This window comes from Nonomuraea indica (genome assembly GCF_002850745.1).
GTDB classification, from domain to species: Bacteria; Actinomycetota; Actinomycetes; order Streptosporangiales; family Streptosporangiaceae; genus Nonomuraea; species Nonomuraea indica.
The window spans coordinates 213,508-233,392 of sequence record NZ_KZ559477.1 but is presented as its reverse complement, the minus strand read 5'-3'; the positions used below and the strand labels follow the sequence as shown (position 1 = coordinate 233,392).

Genomic DNA, 19,885 nt, shown 5'->3' with positions numbered 1-19,885 from the left:
CAGTTGAACAGCAGCCCGCCGTCCACCTCGACCACCTGGTGGTCCAGCCACACCTGCGGGGTCTGGGAGAGCATCCAGCCGAGCCTGCCCAGGTGCCGCTGCACCTCGGCCCCGACCAGGTCGCCCATGCCGAAGGCGCTGGTGAACACCACGGGCGCGGTCACCTGGTCGGCGCGGCCGCCCCGGTTGAGGTCGCGCAGCACCTCGACGCCGGAGTACGCCGAGTGCGCCGCGTCGGCCTGGAACCGGCTCGGCGGGGCGGCGCCCCGCCGAGCGAACGACGCCGGCTCGGTGAGGTCCACCTCCAGCAGGAGGAGGTTCGTGAAGTCGGCCACCATGCGCGGCACGTCGGGGTGCAGTGTCCGCCGGTCGAACAGCGGCATGTTCAGCAGGAAGCGGGGCGAGTCGCTCCAGGCGCCGATCACCTCGGCCAGGGCCGTCGCGAGCGCCATCGGCAGGGTGACGCCGTGGGCGCGGGCCCGTTCGGCCAGGCGGCGCCGCCGCTCGGGGTCCAGCCGGAGGTCGCGGCGCACGACGCGAACCCGGTCGAGCCGTTCCGGCTCGACCGCCAGCGGCAGCCGGGGCCCGCCCGGCAGGCCGGGCAGCCGTTCCGCCCAGTAGCGGCGGTCGGCCTCGCGCTCGTCCCGCAGGCAGCGGTCCCGCTCGGCGAGGTAGGCCGGGAAGGTGCAGCCGATCGGCGGCAGCGGCTCGTCCGGCGCGGCGTACAGGGCCGCCAGGTCGTCCAGGAGGATCTGGATGCTGCGGACGTCGGCGACGAGCAGGTCGATGTTGACGTGCAGCCGGTGCGCCCCGCCCGGCAGCAGTGACAGGGTCAGGTCGAGCACCTCGGCCCGGCCCACGTCGAGCCTGCGGTGGGACAGCCGCTCCCGCAGCGCGGCCAGGCGCTCGGCGGCTTCCGGTGCCGGCCGGTCGCGCAGGTCGTGCACGGTGAGTCCCGGCCACGGGCTGCGCGGCAGGATGCGCTGGGCGCCGTCGTCGGTGAACCGGGTGCGCAGCAGCTCGTGCCGCTCGAACAGGGCGTGGACGGCGTTCTCCAGGGCGGCGGCGTCCACGCCGGAGCCGTCGAACTCGACGTAGAAGTGGCAGCCGACACCGCCGAGCACCTGCCCGTCGCGGCGGCCGAACCAGTAGGCGTGCTGGACCGGGGTGAGCGCGAACGGCGCGTCGCGGTCCACCTCCGGCAGCGGGCCTGGGGCGGGGGCCGGGGTCGCGGCGCGGGAGGAGAGCAGCGCGTGCCAGGCGGCGACGGTGGGCGTCTCCGCCAGGTCGGCAAATTTCACCCGGACGCCCTGCCGCTGCCAGTCGTTGGCGAGCTGCATGATGCGGATCGAGTCGACGCCGTGGCGGATCAGGTCGTCGTCCGGGTCCAGCTCGGCGGCGGGCAGGCCGACGAGCGCGGCCGCGGCCTGCCGCACCTCCTCCAAGGTGAGGCCAGGCGCCTCCGGGACCGCGGGCGCCCCGAGAGCCCCGTCAGAGGTGGCAGGAGACACGGCGGGCACCCCGGCGGTCCGGCCGGGGGTCGCAGGAGACACGATGGGCGCCCCGGCGGCCCGGCCGGGCGTCGCAGGAGAAACGGCGGGCGTCCCGGCGGCCCGGTCAGGGGTGACAGGCGGCGCGGCGGGGGTCAGCGCGTCGGTGTGGACGACCTCCAGCCCGCCGCGCCGGTACGCGGTCACCAGCTCCGCCTCGGAACGGCCGGCCAGCGAGCCGGGCCCGACGTGCACCACGGTCTCCACGACCTCGCGGTGCGCGTCGATGACCGCCCCGCGCACCCGGTCCGCCGGCCAGGCGTCCACGCCGGCCTCCACGAGCAGCGTCAGGCCGTGCCCGTGGACGGGCCGCACGGCGCGGCAGGGCCGTCGGGTCAGCTCGGTGACCGTGCGCTCCAGCTCATCGTGAAACGTCGCCGTTTCCCACATGACGACCAAGCTGACACGGCGGGCAACCGCCCCGCAAATGCGAAAAGCAATTCGCGACGGATTCGAAGACCTGGCGGCCTGCCCATCCGGCGATAAAGTTTGCCTAACCTTATTACTCGTCCGGTGCGGCATGTTCTGCGGCTCTTTGCCTGACGTACCCGTTCGGCCCGCCGGAAAAGCACGCGGCGAACTCGCGGGCACCTCTTTCGAGGTGCCCGTCCGGGCACTTGCCCGTCTCCGGCGGGCCGCCTAGCTTGCGTCGGTAGCGCCGAGGAAGGGAGGCGAAGTGCCCCGCACGCTGGAGACCGTCGCCGGAGCCGACGAGGCCCGCGCGCTCGGCGACGAGTACGTCACCGCCGTCGGAAAGATCATCAACAGTCATGTGCGCAACGAGGCGGCGGGCGCGGCGGTCTTCGACGAGCCCTCCATCTCGCTCGCGCCGACGCCCCGCGAGAAATGGCTCGCCTGCCGGATGGCGATGGAGGAGTACGGGCACCATCTCAAATTCAACAAACTCGCGGCACAGCTCGGCCTGGAGGATCCGCATACGAGACCGCCGCTTTCGGTGTTCGACTTCGAGGTGCGGAGCTGGACCGAGTACGTGATGACGAAGGCGATCGTCGATCTGGCGGAGATCGTGCTGATGGAGGATTTATGTGAGTGCTCCTACCTGCCGCTGGCCCGGTTGTGCCGGTCGCTGATGCCGGAGGAGCGCTTCCACGTCCGGTTCGGCGCCACCACGGCCCGGCGGCTGGCGGCCGACCCGGCCACGCGGGAGGAGGTGCGCGCCGCCGCCCACCGCCTCATCACGATGACGCTGCCGTTCTTCGGGCGCAGCGACTCGCCCAACAACGAGCTGTTCCGCAGGTGGGGGATCAAGCGGCTGACGAACGACGAGTGCCGCGCCGAGTTCGTCCGGCGCAGCCGCGTGCTGCTCTGCGACGACCTGGGGCTCGACTACCCGGAGGTGGACCCGCGATGGCGCGGCACTACGAGCTGAGCGCTCCCCCTGACGGCCTGGCCGCCGATCTCGGCCCCGGCGGCGACCGCGTGGACCTGCTGCTGAGGGGCCTGACACGCGGCGGCGAGCCGTCGCGGGCGTGCCTGCCGCCGCTGGCGGGCGCGCTGCCGGTGCGGGCGCTGTCACGGGTGCCGGCCTGCCTGATGGACCGCGTCGATCCCCGCTGGCTGGCCGGCCTGGAGCGGCGCCGCCACGCCGCCCGTGCCGCCCTGCTGGCCGCCGGCCGGGATGCTCAGCTCGAACTCGGCGAGCACGTCGCGATGCTGCTCGCCACGCCGCTGCTGGAGCCGGCCGACCCGGACGACGCCGACGCCCGCGCGGTGTCGGGCGCCATCCTCTGGCTGGTCGGCACGCTCGTCGCGACCGCGCTGGCCGGCGACGACGACGATCTGCTCGCCGACCTGCTCGGGCGGGGCTGGTGGCCGATCGGCCCGGTGGACGGCGCCTTCCTCGTCGCCCCCGTCACCCTCGCCCGCACAGGCTCCCGTACCGCGACGCACGCGAGGACCGGCACGCGGACCGGCGCAGGGACCGGCACGCAGACCGGCCCGGGGACCGGCACGCAGACCGGCCCGGGGACCGGCACGCAGACCGGCCCGGGGACCGGCACGCAGAACGGCGCGGGGACCGGCACGCGGACCGGCGCGGGGGGCCGCCATGGCTGAGGCGGCCGCCGCCGGCAACGTCGCCCGGCACCTCGACGAGCTCGCCGGGCGGGCCGGGTGGCGCGACCTGCCCGCGTTCCACACCCCGACCCGCACCTGGAGCCACGGCGAGGTGCACGACCTCGCCGCCCGCGCCGCCTCCGTCCTGCTCGACCACGGCGCCCGGCCCGGCACGCGGACGCTCGTCGCGCTCGGCGACGGCATCGCGTGGGTGGCCGCGTTCCTGGGCGCCGCCCGGCTCGGCGTCACCGTGGTGCCCGTCAACCCCGGCCTCACGCCGGACGACCACGCCTTCATGGCCGCCGACTGCGCCGCGTCCCTCGTCGTCACCTCCGGCGAGCTGGCCGGGCGCTTCACGGGGCTGCCCGTGCTGACCGGCGAGCGGCTGCTCCGCCTCGCCGAACGCGCCCCCCGCGCACCGGCGGCCGGCGTCTCCCCGGGCGCCCCGCTGTACGCGCAGTACACCTCGGGCACCACCGGCGTGCCCAAGGCGGCGCTGCACCGCCACGCCGACCTGGCCCGCTACCACCGCGCCGCGGGCGTCGGCGTGGTCGGCGCGCGCCCCGAGGACGTGACGCTGTCGGTGTCGAAGATGTTCTTCGCCTACGGGCTCGGCAACAGCCTCGTCTTCCCGCTGTTCTCCGGCTCGTCCGCCGTGCTGCTGCCGCACCGGCCCATGCCCGGCGACGTCGCCGAGGCGGTCGAGCGGTACGGCGTCACCCTGCTGTACGCGGTGCCCTCCGCCTACGCCAACCTGCTGGCCGAGTGCGCGCCCGGCGCGTTCGCCCCGGTACGGCTCGCGGTGTCGGCCGGGGAGCCGCTGAACCCCGCCCTCGGCGCCCGGGCGCGCGACCTGCTCGGCGCGCCGGTGCTCGACCAGCTCGGCTCCACCGAGGTGGGCCACGCCTTCTGCTCCAACACCGCCGCCCGCGACGAGCCGGGCACCATCGGCCGCCCGCTGCCCGGCTACGAGCTGGAGCTGCGCGGCGACGACGGCCGCCCGCTCACCGGCGGCGAAGGTGAGGGCGAGCTGTGGGTGCGTGGCGCGTCGGTGCTGCCGGAGTACCTGCACCGGCCGGAGGAGACCGCCCGCGTGCTCTCGGGTGGTTGGCTGCGCACCGGCGACCTCGCCGTGCGCACCGCCTCGGGCGCGTACGTGCACCGCGGCAGGCGCGACGACCTGGAGATGGTGGGCGGCATCACGATGTCGCCGCTGGAGGTCGAGAAGGTGCTGGCCGAGCATCCCGAGGTGGCCGAGGTGGCTGTCGCGGCCGTCGCCGACGAGCGGGGGGCGCGCAAACTGCGGGCGTTCGTGGTGCCCGCCGCGCCGGGCGTCGACGGGCGGCGGCTGGAGAGCGAGCTCATCGCGATGGCCCGCCGCAGGCTGGCCCCGTACAAGGTGCCGCGCGGTGTCGAGCTGCGGCGCGCGCTGCCGCGCACCCCCACCGGCAAGCTGCGCCGCTTCGCCCTGCGCGGCGGCGCTGGGACCGGACCAGTCCGCTGACGTGAGGAAACCGCCGTGCGCACGCTGCTCATCGACAACTACGACTCCTACACCTACAACCTCTACCAGCTCATCGCCGAGTCGTACGGCGTCGAGCCGGTCGTGCTGACGAACGACGACCCCGGCTGGGCCGAGGTGGACCTGCGGCGTTTCGACGCCCTCGTCATCTCTCCGGGGCCTGGCCGCCCGCAGGTGGAGCGCGACGTCGGCGCCGGCCTGGACGTGATCCGCGAGTCGGGGCTGCCGGTGCTCGGCGTCTGCCTGGGGCACCAGGCGCTGGGCTGGCTGTCGGGCGCCGACGTGGTGCCGGCGCCCGCGCCGATCCACGGCCAGGTCGAGGAGATCCTCCACTGCGGCCGCGACCTGTTCCGCGACCTGCCGCAGGGGTTCCACGCGGTGCGCTACCACTCACTGTGCGTGGCCACGCCGGCCCCGGCCGACCTGGAGATCACCGCCTGGACGGGCGACTCCGTCGTCATGGGGTTACGGCACCGGACGCTGCCCTGGTGGGGCGTGCAGTTCCACCCGGAGTCCATCTCGACCGAGCACGGGCCCACGCTGCTGCGCACCTTCCGCGAGCTGGCCCTGGAGTCCGCCGCGCCGGCCGCCGCGCTGCCCGTGCCGTCCGGGCCGCGCTGGTCGCTGGAGGTGGAGCAGGTGTACGGCGCGGCCGACACGGAGACGGTCTTCGCCGAGCTGTTCGGTGACCGGGAGTACGCGTTCTGGCTGGACAGCAGCCGCGTCGAGCAGGGGCTGGCCCGGTTCTCGTTCCTCGGCGACGCGGGCGGGCCGCACGGGGAGGTGCTGACCTGCCGCCCCGGCGCGAACAGCGTGCTCGTGCACGACTCCGCAGGCCACGAGTCGGCCGTCTTCACCTCGATCTTCGACGTGCTCGACGACCGGGTCCGCGACCGTTCGGTGCCGTCCGACCCGGCCCTGCCGTTCGACCTGAACGGCGGGTACGTCGGCTACTTCGGCTACGAGCTCAAGCGCGACTGCGGCGCCGCCTCGCCGCACGTCTCGCCGTTCCCCGACGCGGTGTGGATGTCGGCGGCCCGCTTCGTCGCGGTGGACCACCTGACCGGCGCGACGTGGGCGGTGGCGCTCACCGACGGCGAACCGGCCAGCCGAGCCGCCGCCCGCGCCTGGGTGACGCACGCGGCCGGCGTCTGCCGCCGCGTGGGCGAGCGGCCGCCGCGCGACCCCGGTCCGGAGGCCGGCTTCGACCCCGAACCGTGGCTGGTGCGGCCGCGCGAGCGCTACCTGGCCGACATCGAGGAGTGCCTGCGGCTGCTGCGGGCCGGCGAGAGCTACGAGATCTGCCTGACCGACACCGCGGAGATCCCCTTCGACGGCTCGGCGCGCGAGCTCTACCTGCGCCAGCGGCGGCTCAACCCCGCCCCCTACGCCGCCTACCTGCGCCTGGGTGAGATGGAGGTGCTGTGCTCCTCCCCTGAACGCTTCCTCAAGGTCGACCGGGACCACGTCGCCGAGTCCAAGCCGATCAAGGGCACGGCGCCGCGCGCCCCCGAGCCGCTGCGCGACTCCTCGCTCAGGCACGAGCTGGCCACCTCGGCCAAGACCCGCGCCGAGAACCTCATGATCGTGGACCTGCTCCGCAACGACCTGGGCCGCATCAGCGCCATCGGCACCGTGGAGGTGCCGCGCTTCATGGCGGTGGAGTCGTACGCCACCGTCCACCAGCTCGTGTCCACGGTGCGCGGCAAGCTCCAGGACGGCGTCAGCGCCGTCCGGGCGGCGCGAACCTGCTTCCCCGGCGGCTCGATGACGGGGGCGCCGAAGCTGCGCACCATGGAGATCATCGACCGGCTGGAGGGGCGGGCGCGCGGCGTGTACTCGGGGGCCATCGGCTTCTTCGGCCTGGGCGGCACGGCCGATCTCAACATCGTCATCCGCACGGCCGTCGCCCGTGACGGGACGCTCACGGTCGGCGCCGGCGGGGCCATCGTGCTCGGGTCGGACCCGGCGGAGGAGTACGCGGAGATGCTGCTGAAGGCCAGGGCCCCGCTGCGCGGCCTGCCCGCTCCCGCGGACTGCCGTCGCCCGGGGTGCGCGTACACGCCGGAGGCGGGTGACCAGCAGCCGGGCGACCAAGAGCCGGGCGACCCGGAGACGGGTGCGCCGGAGGCGGTCGCGCATGCCGCCGGGAGGCGCGCCGCCGCGGACGGCTCGGCCGGCCGGGGCGCCGTCAGCGGGGGCGCTTCACCGGTGGGGACACCAGGCCGCGTCTGAGCGCCACCGCCGTCGCCAGCGTCCTGTTCGAGCAGTTGAGCTTGGCCAGGATGTTGGCGACGTGCCGTTTGGCGCCGTGCTCGGAGATGCCGAGCCGCCGGGCGATCTACTTGTTGCTCAGCCCTTCGGCCATGAGGGCCAGGGTCTGCTGTTCGCGTGAGGTCAGCGGCGAGGCGGCCCGGTCGCCGTCCACCGGGGCCGCTCCGTTGGGTGCGGCCGGCCCGGTCTTCGCGAACGCGGGCCGTATCTTCGCCAGCAGCCCGCGCGCCACGGGCTGCGGCACCGGAACCAGCCCGCTGTCGAGGTCCGTGAGCGTGCTCTGCAGGGTCTCGGGGGTCAGCTCGCCTTCCAGCAGGTAGCCGTCGGCCGGCATCGCCGCCACCCGCTCCAGCGTCTGGTCGCAGGCCGTGCGTAACAGCAGCAGCACCCTCACCCCGTGGTCGGCCGCCGTCCGCGCCAGCTTCTCGGCCTTGTCCTGCTCCACCGGAGCGCTGACCACCAGCACGTCGGGCCGGCCGGAGTGCAGCAGTTCCATGCTGTGGTCGTAGTCGCCGCTGTCGAGCACCTCCCGGAAGGCCCCCAGGTCCCTCAGCATGGTGGCCAGGCCGCAGCGGACCAGCTCGCTTCCCAAGGCGATCAGGGCGACCCCGTCCGGTGCGCCGACCCGTCGTGCACTGTGCCGTTTCGTGCTCATCATCACTCCGCCGTCCGAGCCTGAGACGCGCCAGCCGCCTCTCCTACCCGGAAACGATCCGGTCAATCGCATCATTGGATAGTGACGCGAACCAGTCCGTACGTCGGCTCGGTCACCATGCGCAAGGTGGCCGAGCACCTCGGGGTCGAGGCGATGTCGCTCCACCACCACGTGGCCGACGAGGACGAGATCCTGGACGGAATCGTCGACCTCGATCGGCGTCCACGGGCCCGGCGCCGGCCCCGTGCGGGTGCGGCCGCGCGCCGGGCCACGGACGAGATGTCAACTGAAGCTGTGACATTGGTTTGGATCATGGGGTAAACATGGAGATGATCATGTTCGGATGACGATCGAGCCAACGGGAGGCCGAGGTTGAGTGCTGCATTCTCAGGAAGTCACCGGGGATGCTGAGACGCGGGTCGGGCCGGAGACGGCAGGTCTGGGTCAGGAGGCTGATCCTGGCGTTGACCGGGTTGCTGGTGGTCTCGCTCCTGGCCCTGGTCGGCATGATGATCCTGCTGAACGTCGGCGGCCCGAGATGACGGCGGACGCCGGCGCGTGCGCCCTCGACCCTCACCCTCGCCGAGCCGGCCTGCCCTGACCGGACGAGGCGATGTCCTGAGCCGGCCGGTCCACCCGATAGAGGTAGTGGGCGCGGTCGTCGACGGGGTTGTCGGGCTCCAGTTCGCCCTCGGCGACCCGGCGCAGCCCGGCCTTCTCCAGCGCCCGCCACGACGCGCGGTTGGCGACCGGCACGGGGACCAGCACACAGGTGGCATCCGGTAGTTCCCGCCACGTCCGCTCGACCACCGCGCGGATCACCGCCGGGCCGAGGCCGCGCCCCGTCTGCTCCGGCTCGCCGATGAGGTAGTCGATGGTCACCGCCCCGTCGGGCACGGCGGTGACGGCGGCCAGCTCGTCGCGGTAGCCGGGGTAGTCGGCCAGGCGGCAGCGCTGCACCAGGCCGAGCGGGCGCCCGTCGAGAAGCACGAGCAGGTCCTCCGACGGCTCCTCGCCCCGCGCCGCGCCGCCGAAGTCGCGCGCCACCGCCTCGGCCGAGGTCTCGTGGTTCCACCACCGGGCCACGTGCGGCTGCTCCAGCCACCGCCGCAGCAGCGGGAAGTCGTGCTCGCCGAGCCGGCGCCAGGTGATCGTCATGTCAGGGCGTCTCCTCCCGGCGCGTGCGACGCCGGTCCCCGCAACGGTAACGAAGCCTCTCGACCGTCGGCACCCCCTTTTCTCCTCCGCGCCGTCCACCAGCGGCACTTGAGCCGGGCTCTAGGCCACCGGGTGACCATGGGCTGCGGCACCGCCTCGCGACAAGCTAGGAGAACCATGAGCGCACGCCCGGACGCCGCGCCCCAGGTCCGAAACGCCATGCACGACCTGCTCGGACAGCAGTGGGTCAAGGACCTCTTCCAGGAGGTGCGGGCCCGTCAACCCGGTTCCGGCGCGGTCGTGGAGGAGGTGCGCTCGCTGCACCCCGCCAGCCACATGCTGCGGCCCTTCCTGTCCCCCCAGCTGCCTCCCGCCATGGCCGAGGCGAGCGGGGGCAGGATCGTGGACGTCGACGGCAACGAGTACATCGACTGCCACCTGGGCTTCAGCACGCAGTCCCTGCACGGCCACAACCCCGAGCCGGTCGTGGCGTACGTGCGGGACCGGATGCGGACCGGCGTCGGCAACGGCAACCTGCACCCGCTCGAACGCGACCTGGCCCTGCTGATGCGGGAGTTCGTGCCGCACTGCGAGCAGTTCGCGTTCCTCAACTCGGGCACGGAGGCGGTGCGCACCGCCGTCAAGCTCGCCCGCGCCCACACCGGGCGCCGCATGGTCGCCAAGTTCGAAGGCGCCGTCCACGGGTCGTACGACCTGGCGGTGCACAACAGCGCCTTCTGGTACCACGGCCACCCGGCCGTCCCCTTCCCCCCGATCGGCCCGGACGGCGTCGGGCGGACGCCGTTCGAGCCCGGCGTCCCCACGGCGGGCCCGGACGACCTGCTCGTCCTGCCCAACGACACGGCCGCCGCCGTGGAGCTGATCGAACGGCACGCGGCAGAGCTGGCCTGCGTGCTGGCCGAACCGGCGCTGTCGGCCTTCCCCTTCCCGGAGGTCACCGTGCCGACGACGAGGGAGGTCGCGCTCACCTGCCGGCGGCTGGGTGTTCCCGTCGTCCTCGACGAGGTGCTCACGGGCTTCCGGTTCGGCCCCGGCGGCGCGGCGCGGGCGTTCGACATCCCCGCGGACCTGTACTGCTACGGCAAGGTCATGAGCGGCCTGGCCATCCCGATCTCCGCGGTCGGCGGCCGTGGGGAGATCATGGAGCGCGCGCGGACGAGCGGCCGGTACGCCGCGGACCTCGGCGGCAGGGTGTCCGTGGCCGGCACGCACACCGCCAATCACCTGGCGCTGTGCGCCTCGTACGCGACCCTCAGCCTACTGCGGGACAAGGGCGAGGAGTACTACGCCGAGACCCGGGCCAAGGTGACGCTCATCCGCGAGCGGCTCGCCGTCTTCCGGGCCGAGCACGGCATCCCGCTGTGGCTGACGGGTTTCGGCGACTTCATGGGCGGCTTCCAGCTGCTGCCCAAGGAGTCCTTCACCGACTACCGGGAGTACGCCGGAGCGGTGAACCCGGCGCTGTCGCTGCTGAGCCTCATGCTGCGCCTGCGGGGCGTCTACACGCTGAACTCCCCGGTGTTCTTCACCGGGGGCGCGCACGACAAGGCGGACATCGAGACCGTGGTGGCGGCGGTCACCGACAGCATGCTCACGATGCGGCGCAACGGCTTCCCCCTCGACCTCACAGCCGGCGCGGCGGCCCGGTGACCGACCGGTCGGGGACGGCGCAGGAGACCGGCGCGCAGCCCAGTGCGCACCCCCGCCGGTGGCTGGCCCTGTTCATCGTCCTGGCGGCCACGTTCATGGACCAGCTCGACGTGACGATCGTGAACGTGGCGCTGCCCGCCATCCAGCGGGACACCGGGGCGGGCTACTCGATCGGGCAGTGGGTGGTCGGCGGCTACGCGCTGGCCTTCGCGCTGCTGCTGGTCACCGGCGGCCGGCTCGGGGACATCGCCGGGCGCAGGAAGGTGTTCCTGGCGGGCGTCGCCGGCTTCACCGTCTCCTCGGCCCTGGCCGGCCTCGCCCAGAGCGGGGAGATGATGGTCGGCGCGCGGTCGCTGCAGGGGGCCTTCGCCGCGCTGATGGTGCCGCAGGCGTTGTCGGTCATCCAGGTGATGTTCCCGCCCGGCGAGCGGGTCAGGGCGATGGGCCTGTTCGGCGTCGTCATCCCGGTGGCCGCCGTCATGGGGCCGCTCGCGGGCGCCCTGCTCACGGCGGGGCCCGGCTGGCGGTGGATCTTCTGGGTGAACGTCCCGCTCGGCGTGCTCGCCCTGGCCGGCGCCGCCCGGGTGCTGCCGGAGTCGAGGTCCGACCGCCCGCTCCGGCTGGATCTGGGCGGCGTGCTGCTGCTCGGCCTCGCCTCGGTGGCGCTGATGTTCCCCCTGGTGCAGGGGCGGGAGCTGGGCTGGCCGGCCTGGTGCCTCTGGTCGATGGCCGGCTCGGTGCCGTTGTTCGCCCTGTTCTGGCTGCACCAGCGCCGGCGCGGCGACGATTCGCCGCTGGTGCCGCCGGCGCTGCTGGCCAACCGCTCGTTCGCCGCCGGGTCCGTGCTGTTGATGCTCGTCTTCTCCGGCGTCACCGCGTACTTCCTCGTCCTGGTGTGGGGGTTCCAGATCGCGCACGGCTGGAGCCCGCTGCGCATGGCGCTGACCGGCTTCGGGTGGACGGTGGGCCTGGGCGTGACCGCGAACCTGGCCGTCAGGCACGGGCCCCGCATGGGCCGCCGGCTCGTCGGCGGCGGGCTGTGCCTGATGGGCGCCGGCATGTCGGCTCTGGTCCTGGTGATCGCGCGGCAGGGCTCGGCGACGGCGTCGTGGCAGGTCTTCGCCTGTCTGGCCGTGGCGGGGCTCGGCATGGGTCTCCTCGTGCCCATCCTGGTGGACCTCGTCCTGGCCGAGGTGCCGGCGGCCGACGCGGGCGCCGGGTCGGGCGTCGCCAACGCGACGATCCAGCTCGGCGGGGCCGCGGGGGTGGCGATCATCGGTGCGCTGTTCTTCGGGCTGGCGGGGCCCGGAGCGCCGGACCCGCCCGTGTGGGTGGACGCCGCCTGGCGCGCGCTCTGCTACGTCCCGGCGGTGTTCCTCGCCGCGCTCCTGTTGGTGCCGCTCCTGCCCGGAAGAACGCGCGCCGCGGCGCCGCCGCCCGGGAAGCCGTGACGCCCGGCGCATTATTCGGAGCTTCTCACACCAGAAATGTGTTTGACCGAAAAAAGCGCATACATTCGACTCAATCCCGTCATGCAAAAGACTCGTCCAGAGGCTAGGATTCCTCGCGGGCGGCTTTCGATCTTGCCATGGACACCGCTCCGCTCCAGCACCACCGAAATGGGGAAATGCACGATGCTCATATGAGCCATGCTCACGAGCCGGCACTGACGCCGAACCCGGGGGTTTCTTCACATGGAGATGGCAACACGGTTCGGAATTCTGGGACCGCTGCACGCACGGCGCGGAAATCACACCATCACGATTAACGCGGCCAAGCAGAGGATAATTCTGGCGAAACTTCTGTTATCCGCCAACCAGGTCGTCCTGGCCGACGAGCTCACCGAGCTGCTCTGGCAGGACCGGATGCCCCGCTACACCCGCGCCTCCCTGCAGACGCACATGGCCCGGCTGCGCAGCGCCCTGGGCGACTACTCCGGTGACCGCAGGACCATCCACACCACTCCCGGGGGCTACCTCATCGAGGTCGCCGTGGAGGAGCTCGACCTCCTCCACCACCGGGCCCTGATGGAGCGCGCGGCCCGCGCCGAGGCCGCCGGGGACCTCCTCACCGAGCTCGGCCTCCTGCAGCAGGGGCTGGAGCTGTGGCGGGGCGCGCCGCTCGTGGACGTGTCGTCCGACTCCCTGCAGCGCGACGAGGTGCCGCAGCTCACCGAGGAGTGGTTCCGGGCGCTGCACCGGCGCTTCGACATCGAGCTCGCCCTGGGCAACCACGCCCAGATCGTCCCGGACCTGCGCCGTCTGGTGGCGAAGTATCCGCTGCGCGAGCACCTGTGCGGGCAGCTGATGGTGGCGTTGTTCCGGTGCGGCCGGCAGGTCGAGGCGCTGAACGCCTACGCGTCCGTCTCGGCCGTGCTGCGGCGCGAGTACGGCCTCGACGCCGGCGACGAGCTGAGACGACTGCATCACGCGGTGCTGACCGGCGACCCCGCGCTGGCCACCCGCCCCGTCCGCTACGACCTGGCCGTCGAGCCGCTCGCGACGGTCGCCCTCTGGACGGTGCCGCGCCAGCTCCCCGGCGGGGCCGGCGACTTCGTCGGACGGGACGCCCCCCTGCGCGACGCCGACGACTTCCTCGCCCGCGACCGCCCGACGGCGACCTCGATCGTGGTCGTGACCGGCCCGCCCGGGGTCGGCAAGACCGCGCTGGCCGTCCAGCTGGCGCACCGCGTCCAGGCCCGCTTCCCCGACGGCCAGCTGTACGCGCGGCTCGGCGGGACCGGCGACCGGCCCCGCGACGCTGCGGAGATCCTGGCCGAGCTGCTGCAGGCGACGGGCGTGAGCCCGTCGATCATCCCGGAGGGCCACGAGCAGCGCGCGGCCATGTTCCGCTCCCGCCTGGCCGACCGGCGCGTGCTGCTCGTGCTCGACGACGCGCTCGATGCCGAGCAGGTGCGGCCACTGCTGCCCGGCACCCCCGGATGCGCCGTGGTGATCACCAGCAGGCGCCTGCTGTCCACCCTGGCGGGCGCCTTCGCCGTGCGGCTGACGAGCCTGGAGGAGTGCGAGTCGTACCGGCTGCTGCGGACCCTGGTGGGGGCCAGGCGGATCGCCCGGGAGCCCGAGGCCGCCAGACGCGTCGCCGCCGCGTTCGGTCACCTGCCACTGGCCCTGCGGATCGCCGGCGCGCGGCTGGCCGCGCAGCCCGCGGTGAGCCTGACGGCCTTCGCCGAGCGGCTGGACGACCGGCGCCTGCTGGACGAGCTGGAGATGGGTGACCTCGGCATGCGGCGCAGCCTGGAGCGGAGCTACCTCGCGCTCGACCCGCCCGCCCGGGTCGCCTTCCGCCGGCTGGGGCTGCTGCGCGACGCCGAGATCGAGCCGTGGACGGTCGCCGTGCTGTCCGACGACGGTGACGAGCGGACCGTCGACCGCCTGATCGAGGCCAGCCTGCTCGAACCGGCCGGGCTCAACGCGATGGGCGATCCCGTCTACCGCCTGCACCCGCTGTCCGCCCTGTACGCCGCCGGCCTGGCCGAGCAGGAGAGCCCGCAGGCCGTCGAGGCGGCCATGGGCCGCTACGTGGACGCCCTGCTCGGCCTCGCCGTACGGGCCGCGCGGCGGCTGCCGCGGGCGGTGGGCCAGCTCCCGCCGCAGTCGGGCGGCGAGGTGGCGCTGCCCTCGCCCGGCACGGCCCACGTGGAGTCCCGCCCCTGGCGATGGCTGGCGGCCGAGCGCGCCCGGCTGCTCGACCTGGCCCGGCAGTGCCACGCGTACGGCTGGTACGGGCGGGCGGCGCGGCTGGTGGAGGCCGTCACCTCGCTCGCCAGGCACCGCGACGACCTGTCGGAGCTGGCCCAGTCGGCCGTCACCGTCCGGGAGAGCGGCTGGGGCCACGGCGACGAGCTGATCGGCTGGCGCGCCGAGTACTCCCGCGCCACGCTGATGATCCGGGGCGGCCGGATCGGCGAGTCGCACGGCCTGCTCGCCCGGTGCGCCGCCGCCTTCCGCAGGTTGCGCGCGCATCGGGAGCTGGCCTACGCCCTGGCCGCGCAGTCGCACGTGACGACGCTGCGCGCCGCGCCTGAGGAGGCGCGGGAGCTGTCCCGGCAGGCCCTCGACCTGGCCAGGTCGGCCGACGACGCCCACGCCGAGACGCTGGCCCTCGCCGCCACCGCCGACACGCTGCTCGCCCTGGGCCACGGGTCCGAGGCCGGGGAGGTCTACCGGGAGGTGCTGGACCGGTCCCGCGACCTGGGCGAGACGCGGTTCGAGGCGGTGGCGCTGAACCGGCTGGGCTGGTGCTCCCTGCGCGACGGCGACGTGGAGGCGGCGCACCGGCTGGCCCGCGAGGCGCGCGGGCTGCCCGGCGTCGGCGACCGGTACGGCGAGGCGCGCCCCCTCGAACTCCTGGGCGCGGTGGAGCTGCGCCGGGGACGGCACGCGGAGGCGATGAGCCTGGCCGAGACCGGCCGGCGGGTGTTCGCGCGGCTCGGTGACGCGTGCGGCGAGGCCGAGCTCGCCTGCCTGCAGGCGGAGATCCATCTCGCGTCAGGACGGCCGCGCGACGCGGTGAACCTCCTGCAGCCCACGCTCGTCCGGCTGGACGACCTGGGCGCCGCCCAGGCGCGTGGACGCGGGGCGCGGGTGCTGACCAGGGCGCGCGCCGCGCTGGGGGGTTACCAGCACCCGCCCGTCGCCTGCGCGGGCTCCCGGCGGCCGTCCGGCGGCCGCGCGGGCGAGCCGCCGCCCGACCCGGTGCCGGCCGACCCCGTGCTGGCCGACCCGGTGCTGGCCGACCCGGTGCTGGCGGACCCGTGCAGCGCCGCCTGACCGGCCCGGCGGCCCGGCCGGGCTCGTAGGCCGGGCCGGGGGAAGCCGGGCCGGGACCCGTAGGCGGGTGCGGAGGCCGGGTGGCGGGGCCGGGTGGCGGGGCCGGGCCCGTACGGGTGTCAGGCGGGCTGGACGGGCACGAAGTCCACGTCGAGCAAGTCCGCCACGGCCCGCAGGTCGGCCGCCCGGTGACCGGTGCCGAGGGCCCAGTGGTGGGAGATCCCGCTGGCGCTCCAGGCGTCGGTCCACTCCCCCGGGTCGCAGCCGAAGTCCACCCGGGAGGTGGTGTTGCCGATCTGCAGCAGCGGGCCGGACACGACCTCGCCCTCCGAGACGACGAACCCGAAGCGCCCGTCGCGGGCCTGACGCAGGCCGAACGCGGTGACGGGCCCCTGGGTGACGTCGAACTCGACCGACACGCCCCAGCCGCGCTTGCCGTGGTAGACGCCGAGGCCGCGCAGCAGCGGGCGGCGCGAGCTGATCGCCAGGTGGGCCGGACCGTCATGGCCCATCTCCACATGACCCCGGGCGAAGTCGAGCGCCTGCAGCTCGGTGAACGAGCCGCCGCCGCCCAGCCGGTCCATGATCAGCATGGCCAGTGAGGTGCGCAGCTCGTACTCGCCGGCGGCCGGCACGCCCCGGGCGGTGAGCAGGGACGCGCCGAGGATCATGCCGGCGCCGAGCCGCTCGTGGATCTCTCCGTCGAGCCCCCGGTGGTAGTAGGCCAGGCTGTCCAGCTCGAAGTCGGCCACCAGCCGATCCAGCCCGACCGAGACGCGGGCGGCCCAGGACAGGTCCTCCTCGTTGACCGAGTCGGCCAGCTCGAAGACGTCGCGGGCGACCCGCGTGCGCTCCTCGGCCTCGGCGTCGGTCACCTTCTCCACCCGTACGCGCAGGTCGTCGAACTCCAGCACCTCGACGTGCCCGCCGAGATTGGCGCTGACCAGCGTGAGGTCCGTGGCCACGTCGAGCATGCCCGGGTAGAGGTGGCCCATGAGGCCGTGCCGCCCGTGCCGGAGCGCGGCCCGGACACCCGCCGCCCGCACCCACCGGGAGATCTTCTGCCACGCCCGCTCGTCCTCCAGGTAGCCGGAGACGGACCGGAACGGGATGCCGCAGCGCATGAAGGCGTTGGCCATCTCCGGCAGCGGGCAGGCGCCGCAGTAGGCGAGCCACTGCCCGGTGTCGAAGGTGGCGTGCTCCATCGACTCGGTGGGCTGCAGGTTGATGAGCAGCACCGGCGCGCCGCTGCGCTGCGCCACGGGCACCAGCATGGTGGCGGTCATGTAGGTGGTGAGGAAGCCGACGATGAGGTCGCAGCCCGCCTCGCGCAGCCGTTCGGCCGCCGCGGCGCCCTCCTGGGCGTCGGAGATGAAGCCGACGTCGACCACCTCGCAGTCCAGCTCCCGCATCCGTTCGGCCACCCGGGCGGACGAGCGCCGCAGCTGGGGCAGCAGATCGGGGAACTGGGGCCAGTAGGCGCCGAGCCCGCCGGCGACCAGGCCGACCTTGGTGCGTCTCGGGGTGACGCGGGGGTATGTGCTCACGAAGATCCCTTTCATGATCCCGACTGTGATCCCTATCGGGACCCTTTCTGTGATCCCGGCTGTCAGCGCACCTCGACCTCGATGACGCGCGTGTAGTCGTTGGCGCCGTTCGAGGCCAGCGCGACGATGCGGACGGCGTCGGCGCTGACGGCCGGGAAGTCGGACCGGACGCTGCCGGCGGTGTTGCCGCGCACCTGCGCCACCGTCCGCCACTGGCCGGCCAGGCCGGTCTGGACGTCCCAGTCGCGCAGCCCCACCCTCGACGCCGGGTAGCGCTCGGTGTCGAGGGTGTACAGGTCCACGCGGGAGACCTGCTTCGGCCCGCCCAGGTCGATGGCAAGGGTGTCCGGCCAGGCCCTGGCGGTGGCGTCGTTCCAGCCGTTGCCACCGGCCCAGCTGTTGGAGCCCGGGTCTCCGTCGACGACGCTGCAGGGCGGGTAGTTGGCGTTGGTGTGCTGGGAGGAGGCGGTGACCGGCCGCCGCAGCGCGTGGTTGCCGCCGTTGTCGAGCCGGTCGAGGGCGACCACCTCGACGGGCACGGTGAGTGTCCGGCGGGAGGCGCGCAGGCGCAGGTCGTACGTGCCTTCGGGGGTGTCCGGGGGGACGGCGACGAGCAGCTTCGCGCCCACGTCGTGACCGGGCGGCAGGTAGCTGGACAGCATCGAGCGGGACACGCCCAGGGGCGGGTCGACGTCCACGAACAGGTCGGCGAAGCGGGCCCTGCCGGTCTCGCCGCGCATGCCGATCTCCATCCGGGCGGGGCAGGCGGGGTCCACGCCGAGCGGGGCGACCAGCCGGTCCGTGCCGGCGATCGGGGTCACGCCCTTGGAGCCGGGGCCGGGGGTGGTGGACCCGGAGGAGGGCTTCGTGGTGGGGGCCGGGGGCTCGTTCCCGGTGGCGGCGGCGCCCGCGGCGGGACCGGCCAGGACGGTGACGGCGGCGACGGCGAGCGCGGCGGCGAGGTGACGCATGATCGTTCCTTCCTCTCAGAGTGCCTGCAGGCCGGGGGCGCCGTCGAGCGTCACCAGGCTGGCCCGGGTGGAGACCGGGGCGCCCGGCCGGTCCACGTAGGGGATGACCTTGTAGTCGGTCCGCCACTGGTCCCGGGTGACCTCGCAGGACACGTAGCCGCGCTGGTAGCTGGAGAACCTGAGGTGCGGGTTGACCGGGTCGCTGCCGCCCGGCGGCAGTCCCGTGCCGGCGTTGCCGTTGCCGCCGCTGCTGATCGAGGTGCCGACGAACTCCACGCCGACCGTGCGTGAGGCCGGGTCGTCGAAGTCGGCCTTGAGCTCGCCCGCCAGGTTGTAGTGGATGTCGCCGGTGAGCACCACGGGGTTGCGCACCTGGCGGTCGAGCATGCCCTGGAGCACGCGGTCCTTGGCGGCCTTGTAGCCGTCCCAGAGGTCCATGCTGAGCCGCTGGGCGGGCCCGGGGTCGAAGTCGAGCTGCATCATGGCGATCTGCTGGGCGAGCACGTTCCACCGGGCGCGGGACGCTCCGAGGCCGTCGAGCAGCCACTTCTCCTGCTCGGCGCCGAGCATCTGCCGGGCCGGGTCGAGCCGTTCGGCACAGCCGGTCTGCTGGCCGTCGCCGCAGACCTGGTCGTCGCGGTACTGGCGGGTGTCGAGCACGTTGATCTCGGCGAGGTCGCCGAAGGTGAAGCGGCGGTGCAGCCGGGCGTCGGGCCCGGTCACGGCGGGCACCCGCAGCGGCAGGTTCTCCCAGTAGGCGCGGAAGGCGTTGGCGCGGATGACCAGGTAGTCCTGTTCGGTCACCTCGCCGCCCGGGCCGTGGCGGCCCGCCCAGTTGTCGAGCACCTCGTGGTCGTCCCATGTGACGATCCACGGCGCCCGCTGGTGGGCGGCCTGCAGGTCGGGGTCGCTCTTGTAGAGGCCGTACTGGACGCGGAAGCGGTCGAGGGTGTCGCACTGCACCCGGAACTGCTCGGGAACGGCGGTGCGGCGCGCTCCGCCGGTGGGCAGGATGCCGTACTCGTAGACGTAGTCGCCGAGGTGGAGGACGACGTCGGGGTTCTCGTCGGCCAGGTGCCGGTAGGCGGTGTAGAAGCCGTCCTGCCACAGCGCGCAGGAGGCGAAGGCCAGCCGCAGCGCGTCAGGGCTGCTGCCGGGGGCCGGGGCGGTCTTGGTCCTGCCGACGGGGCTGATCTCGGTGCCGGCGCGGAACCGGTAGAAGTACTCCCGGCCGGGCCGCAGCCCCGTGGCGTCCACGTGCACGGCGTGCCCGTACTCGGGGCGGGCCCAGGCGGAGCCGTGGCCGGCGCGGCGGGTGAACGCCTCGTCCTCGGCGATCTCCCAGTCAACCTTGATCTTGTTGTACGGCAGGCCGCCGAGCGGCTCCAGCGGCCGGACGGCCAGGCGCGTCCAGAGGATCACCCGGTCGGGCAGCGGGTCACCGGAGGCGACGCCGAGCTGGAAGGGGTAGTCGCCCCTGATCGAGGCGCGGGCCGTCCACGGATCGGCGAGGTTGGTGGTGAAGGCCAGGGCGATCGCCGCGCCACCGAAACGGAGTAAGGAGCGGCGGGAGGCACCGTGCATGGCGGTTCCTTGGCTGCGAGGGGGTGGGGGTCCCCACTTTGTAACAGGCAGCCGAGCTCTTAACAAGAGTTGCGTTAAAAAGAC

The 19,885-nt window shown here is 73.8% G+C and carries 16 protein-coding genes; 9 read left to right on the top strand and 7 right to left on the bottom strand.

Annotated elements, in window-relative coordinates; translation table 11 throughout:
• Positions 1 to 1,940 (bottom strand): condensation domain-containing protein (locus tag CXR44_RS28015; RefSeq protein ID WP_245899478.1); only part of this gene is annotated, 1,940 nt, incomplete at its 3' end.
• A 286-nt stretch (positions 1,941 to 2,226) separates the two neighbouring features.
• Between CXR44_RS28015 and CXR44_RS28010 the strand changes: the two genes are divergently transcribed.
• The 4 genes from CXR44_RS28010 to pabB are packed head-to-tail and all read left to right on the top strand — an operon-like array spanning position 2,227 to position 7,383.
• Complete coding sequence (locus CXR44_RS28010) at positions 2,227 to 2,940, top strand: Phenylacetic acid catabolic protein (RefSeq protein WP_245899476.1); 714 nt, start codon at positions 2,227 to 2,229, stop codon at positions 2,938 to 2,940.
• Positions 2,919 to 3,626 (top strand): hypothetical protein, encoded by a 708-nt coding sequence (locus tag CXR44_RS28005; RefSeq protein WP_101789111.1) that lies wholly within the window; start codon positions 2,919 to 2,921, stop codon positions 3,624 to 3,626. The genes CXR44_RS28010 and CXR44_RS28005 overlap by 22 nt, the downstream gene beginning before the upstream one ends.
• Positions 3,619 to 5,130 carry an AMP-binding protein gene (locus tag CXR44_RS28000; RefSeq protein WP_101789110.1) on the top strand — a complete coding sequence of 504 codons (1,512 nt, stop codon included), beginning with the start codon at positions 3,619 to 3,621 and terminating at the stop codon, positions 5,128 to 5,130. Before CXR44_RS28005 ends, CXR44_RS28000 begins: the two co-directional genes overlap by 8 nt.
• A gap of 15 nt (positions 5,131 to 5,145) precedes the next feature.
• Positions 5,146 to 7,383: an aminodeoxychorismate synthase component I gene (gene pabB, locus CXR44_RS27995; RefSeq protein ID WP_245899474.1), complete on the top strand. Its 2,238-nt coding sequence runs from the start codon at positions 5,146 to 5,148 to the stop codon at positions 7,381 to 7,383.
• Here the strand turns inward: pabB and CXR44_RS41215 are convergent.
• Positions 7,340 to 7,489, bottom strand: coding sequence for a response regulator transcription factor (locus CXR44_RS41215; protein ID WP_144070101.1), 150 nt, complete (start codon positions 7,487 to 7,489; stop codon positions 7,340 to 7,342). The genes pabB and CXR44_RS41215 overlap by 44 nt on opposite strands.
• On the bottom strand, positions 7,490 to 8,014 hold the full coding sequence (locus CXR44_RS27990) for a transcriptional regulator (protein WP_144070100.1): 525 nt from the start codon (positions 8,012 to 8,014) through the stop codon (positions 7,490 to 7,492).
• A 144-nt stretch (positions 8,015 to 8,158) separates the two neighbouring features.
• Between CXR44_RS27990 and CXR44_RS39705 the strand changes: the two genes are divergently transcribed.
• Both CXR44_RS39705 and CXR44_RS39700 read left to right on the top strand, forming a co-directional pair.
• A complete protein-coding gene (locus CXR44_RS39705; RefSeq protein WP_180903736.1) occupies positions 8,159 to 8,398 on the top strand; it encodes a hypothetical protein in 240 nt (79 codons plus the stop codon).
• Between the two features lie 83 nt (positions 8,399 to 8,481).
• On the top strand, positions 8,482 to 8,619 hold the full coding sequence (locus CXR44_RS39700) for a hypothetical protein (RefSeq protein ID WP_180903735.1): 138 nt from the start codon (positions 8,482 to 8,484) through the stop codon (positions 8,617 to 8,619).
• 31 nt (positions 8,620 to 8,650) lie between these two features.
• Here CXR44_RS39700 and CXR44_RS27980 read toward each other — a convergent pair whose 3' ends face one another.
• A complete protein-coding gene (locus CXR44_RS27980; RefSeq protein WP_101789108.1) occupies positions 8,651 to 9,235 on the bottom strand; it encodes a GNAT family N-acetyltransferase in 585 nt (194 codons plus the stop codon).
• 177 nt (positions 9,236 to 9,412) lie between these two features.
• Here CXR44_RS27980 and CXR44_RS27975 point away from each other — a divergent pair, with 177 nt between their 5' ends.
• From CXR44_RS27975 to CXR44_RS27965, 3 genes are all read left to right on the top strand, one after another.
• Complete coding sequence (locus CXR44_RS27975) at positions 9,413 to 10,906, top strand: aminotransferase class III-fold pyridoxal phosphate-dependent enzyme (protein WP_180903734.1); 1,494 nt, start codon at positions 9,413 to 9,415, stop codon at positions 10,904 to 10,906.
• Entirely contained in the window at positions 10,903 to 12,357 is a 1,455-nt protein-coding gene (locus CXR44_RS27970; RefSeq protein ID WP_245899472.1) for an MFS transporter, read from the top strand. Before CXR44_RS27975 ends, CXR44_RS27970 begins: the two co-directional genes overlap by 4 nt.
• A gap of 249 nt (positions 12,358 to 12,606) precedes the next feature.
• Positions 12,607 to 15,699, top strand: coding sequence for an AfsR/SARP family transcriptional regulator (locus CXR44_RS27965; RefSeq protein WP_180903733.1), 3,093 nt, complete (start codon positions 12,607 to 12,609; stop codon positions 15,697 to 15,699).
• Between the two features lie 119 nt (positions 15,700 to 15,818).
• Here the strand turns inward: CXR44_RS27965 and CXR44_RS27960 are convergent, their stop codons facing one another.
• The 3 genes from CXR44_RS27960 to CXR44_RS27950 form a co-directional block, all read right to left on the bottom strand.
• Positions 15,819 to 17,246 carry an L-fucose/L-arabinose isomerase family protein gene (locus CXR44_RS27960; RefSeq protein WP_245899470.1) on the bottom strand — a complete coding sequence of 476 codons (1,428 nt, stop codon included), beginning with the start codon at positions 17,244 to 17,246 and terminating at the stop codon, positions 15,819 to 15,821.
• Between the two features lie 62 nt (positions 17,247 to 17,308).
• Complete coding sequence (locus tag CXR44_RS27955) at positions 17,309 to 18,217, bottom strand: discoidin domain-containing protein (protein ID WP_180903732.1); 909 nt, start codon at positions 18,215 to 18,217, stop codon at positions 17,309 to 17,311.
• A 15-nt stretch (positions 18,218 to 18,232) separates the two neighbouring features.
• Positions 18,233 to 19,801 (bottom strand): alkaline phosphatase D family protein, encoded by a 1,569-nt coding sequence (locus CXR44_RS27950; protein ID WP_101789103.1) that lies wholly within the window; start codon positions 19,799 to 19,801, stop codon positions 18,233 to 18,235.
• Positions 19,802 to 19,885: the final 84 nt, after the last annotated feature.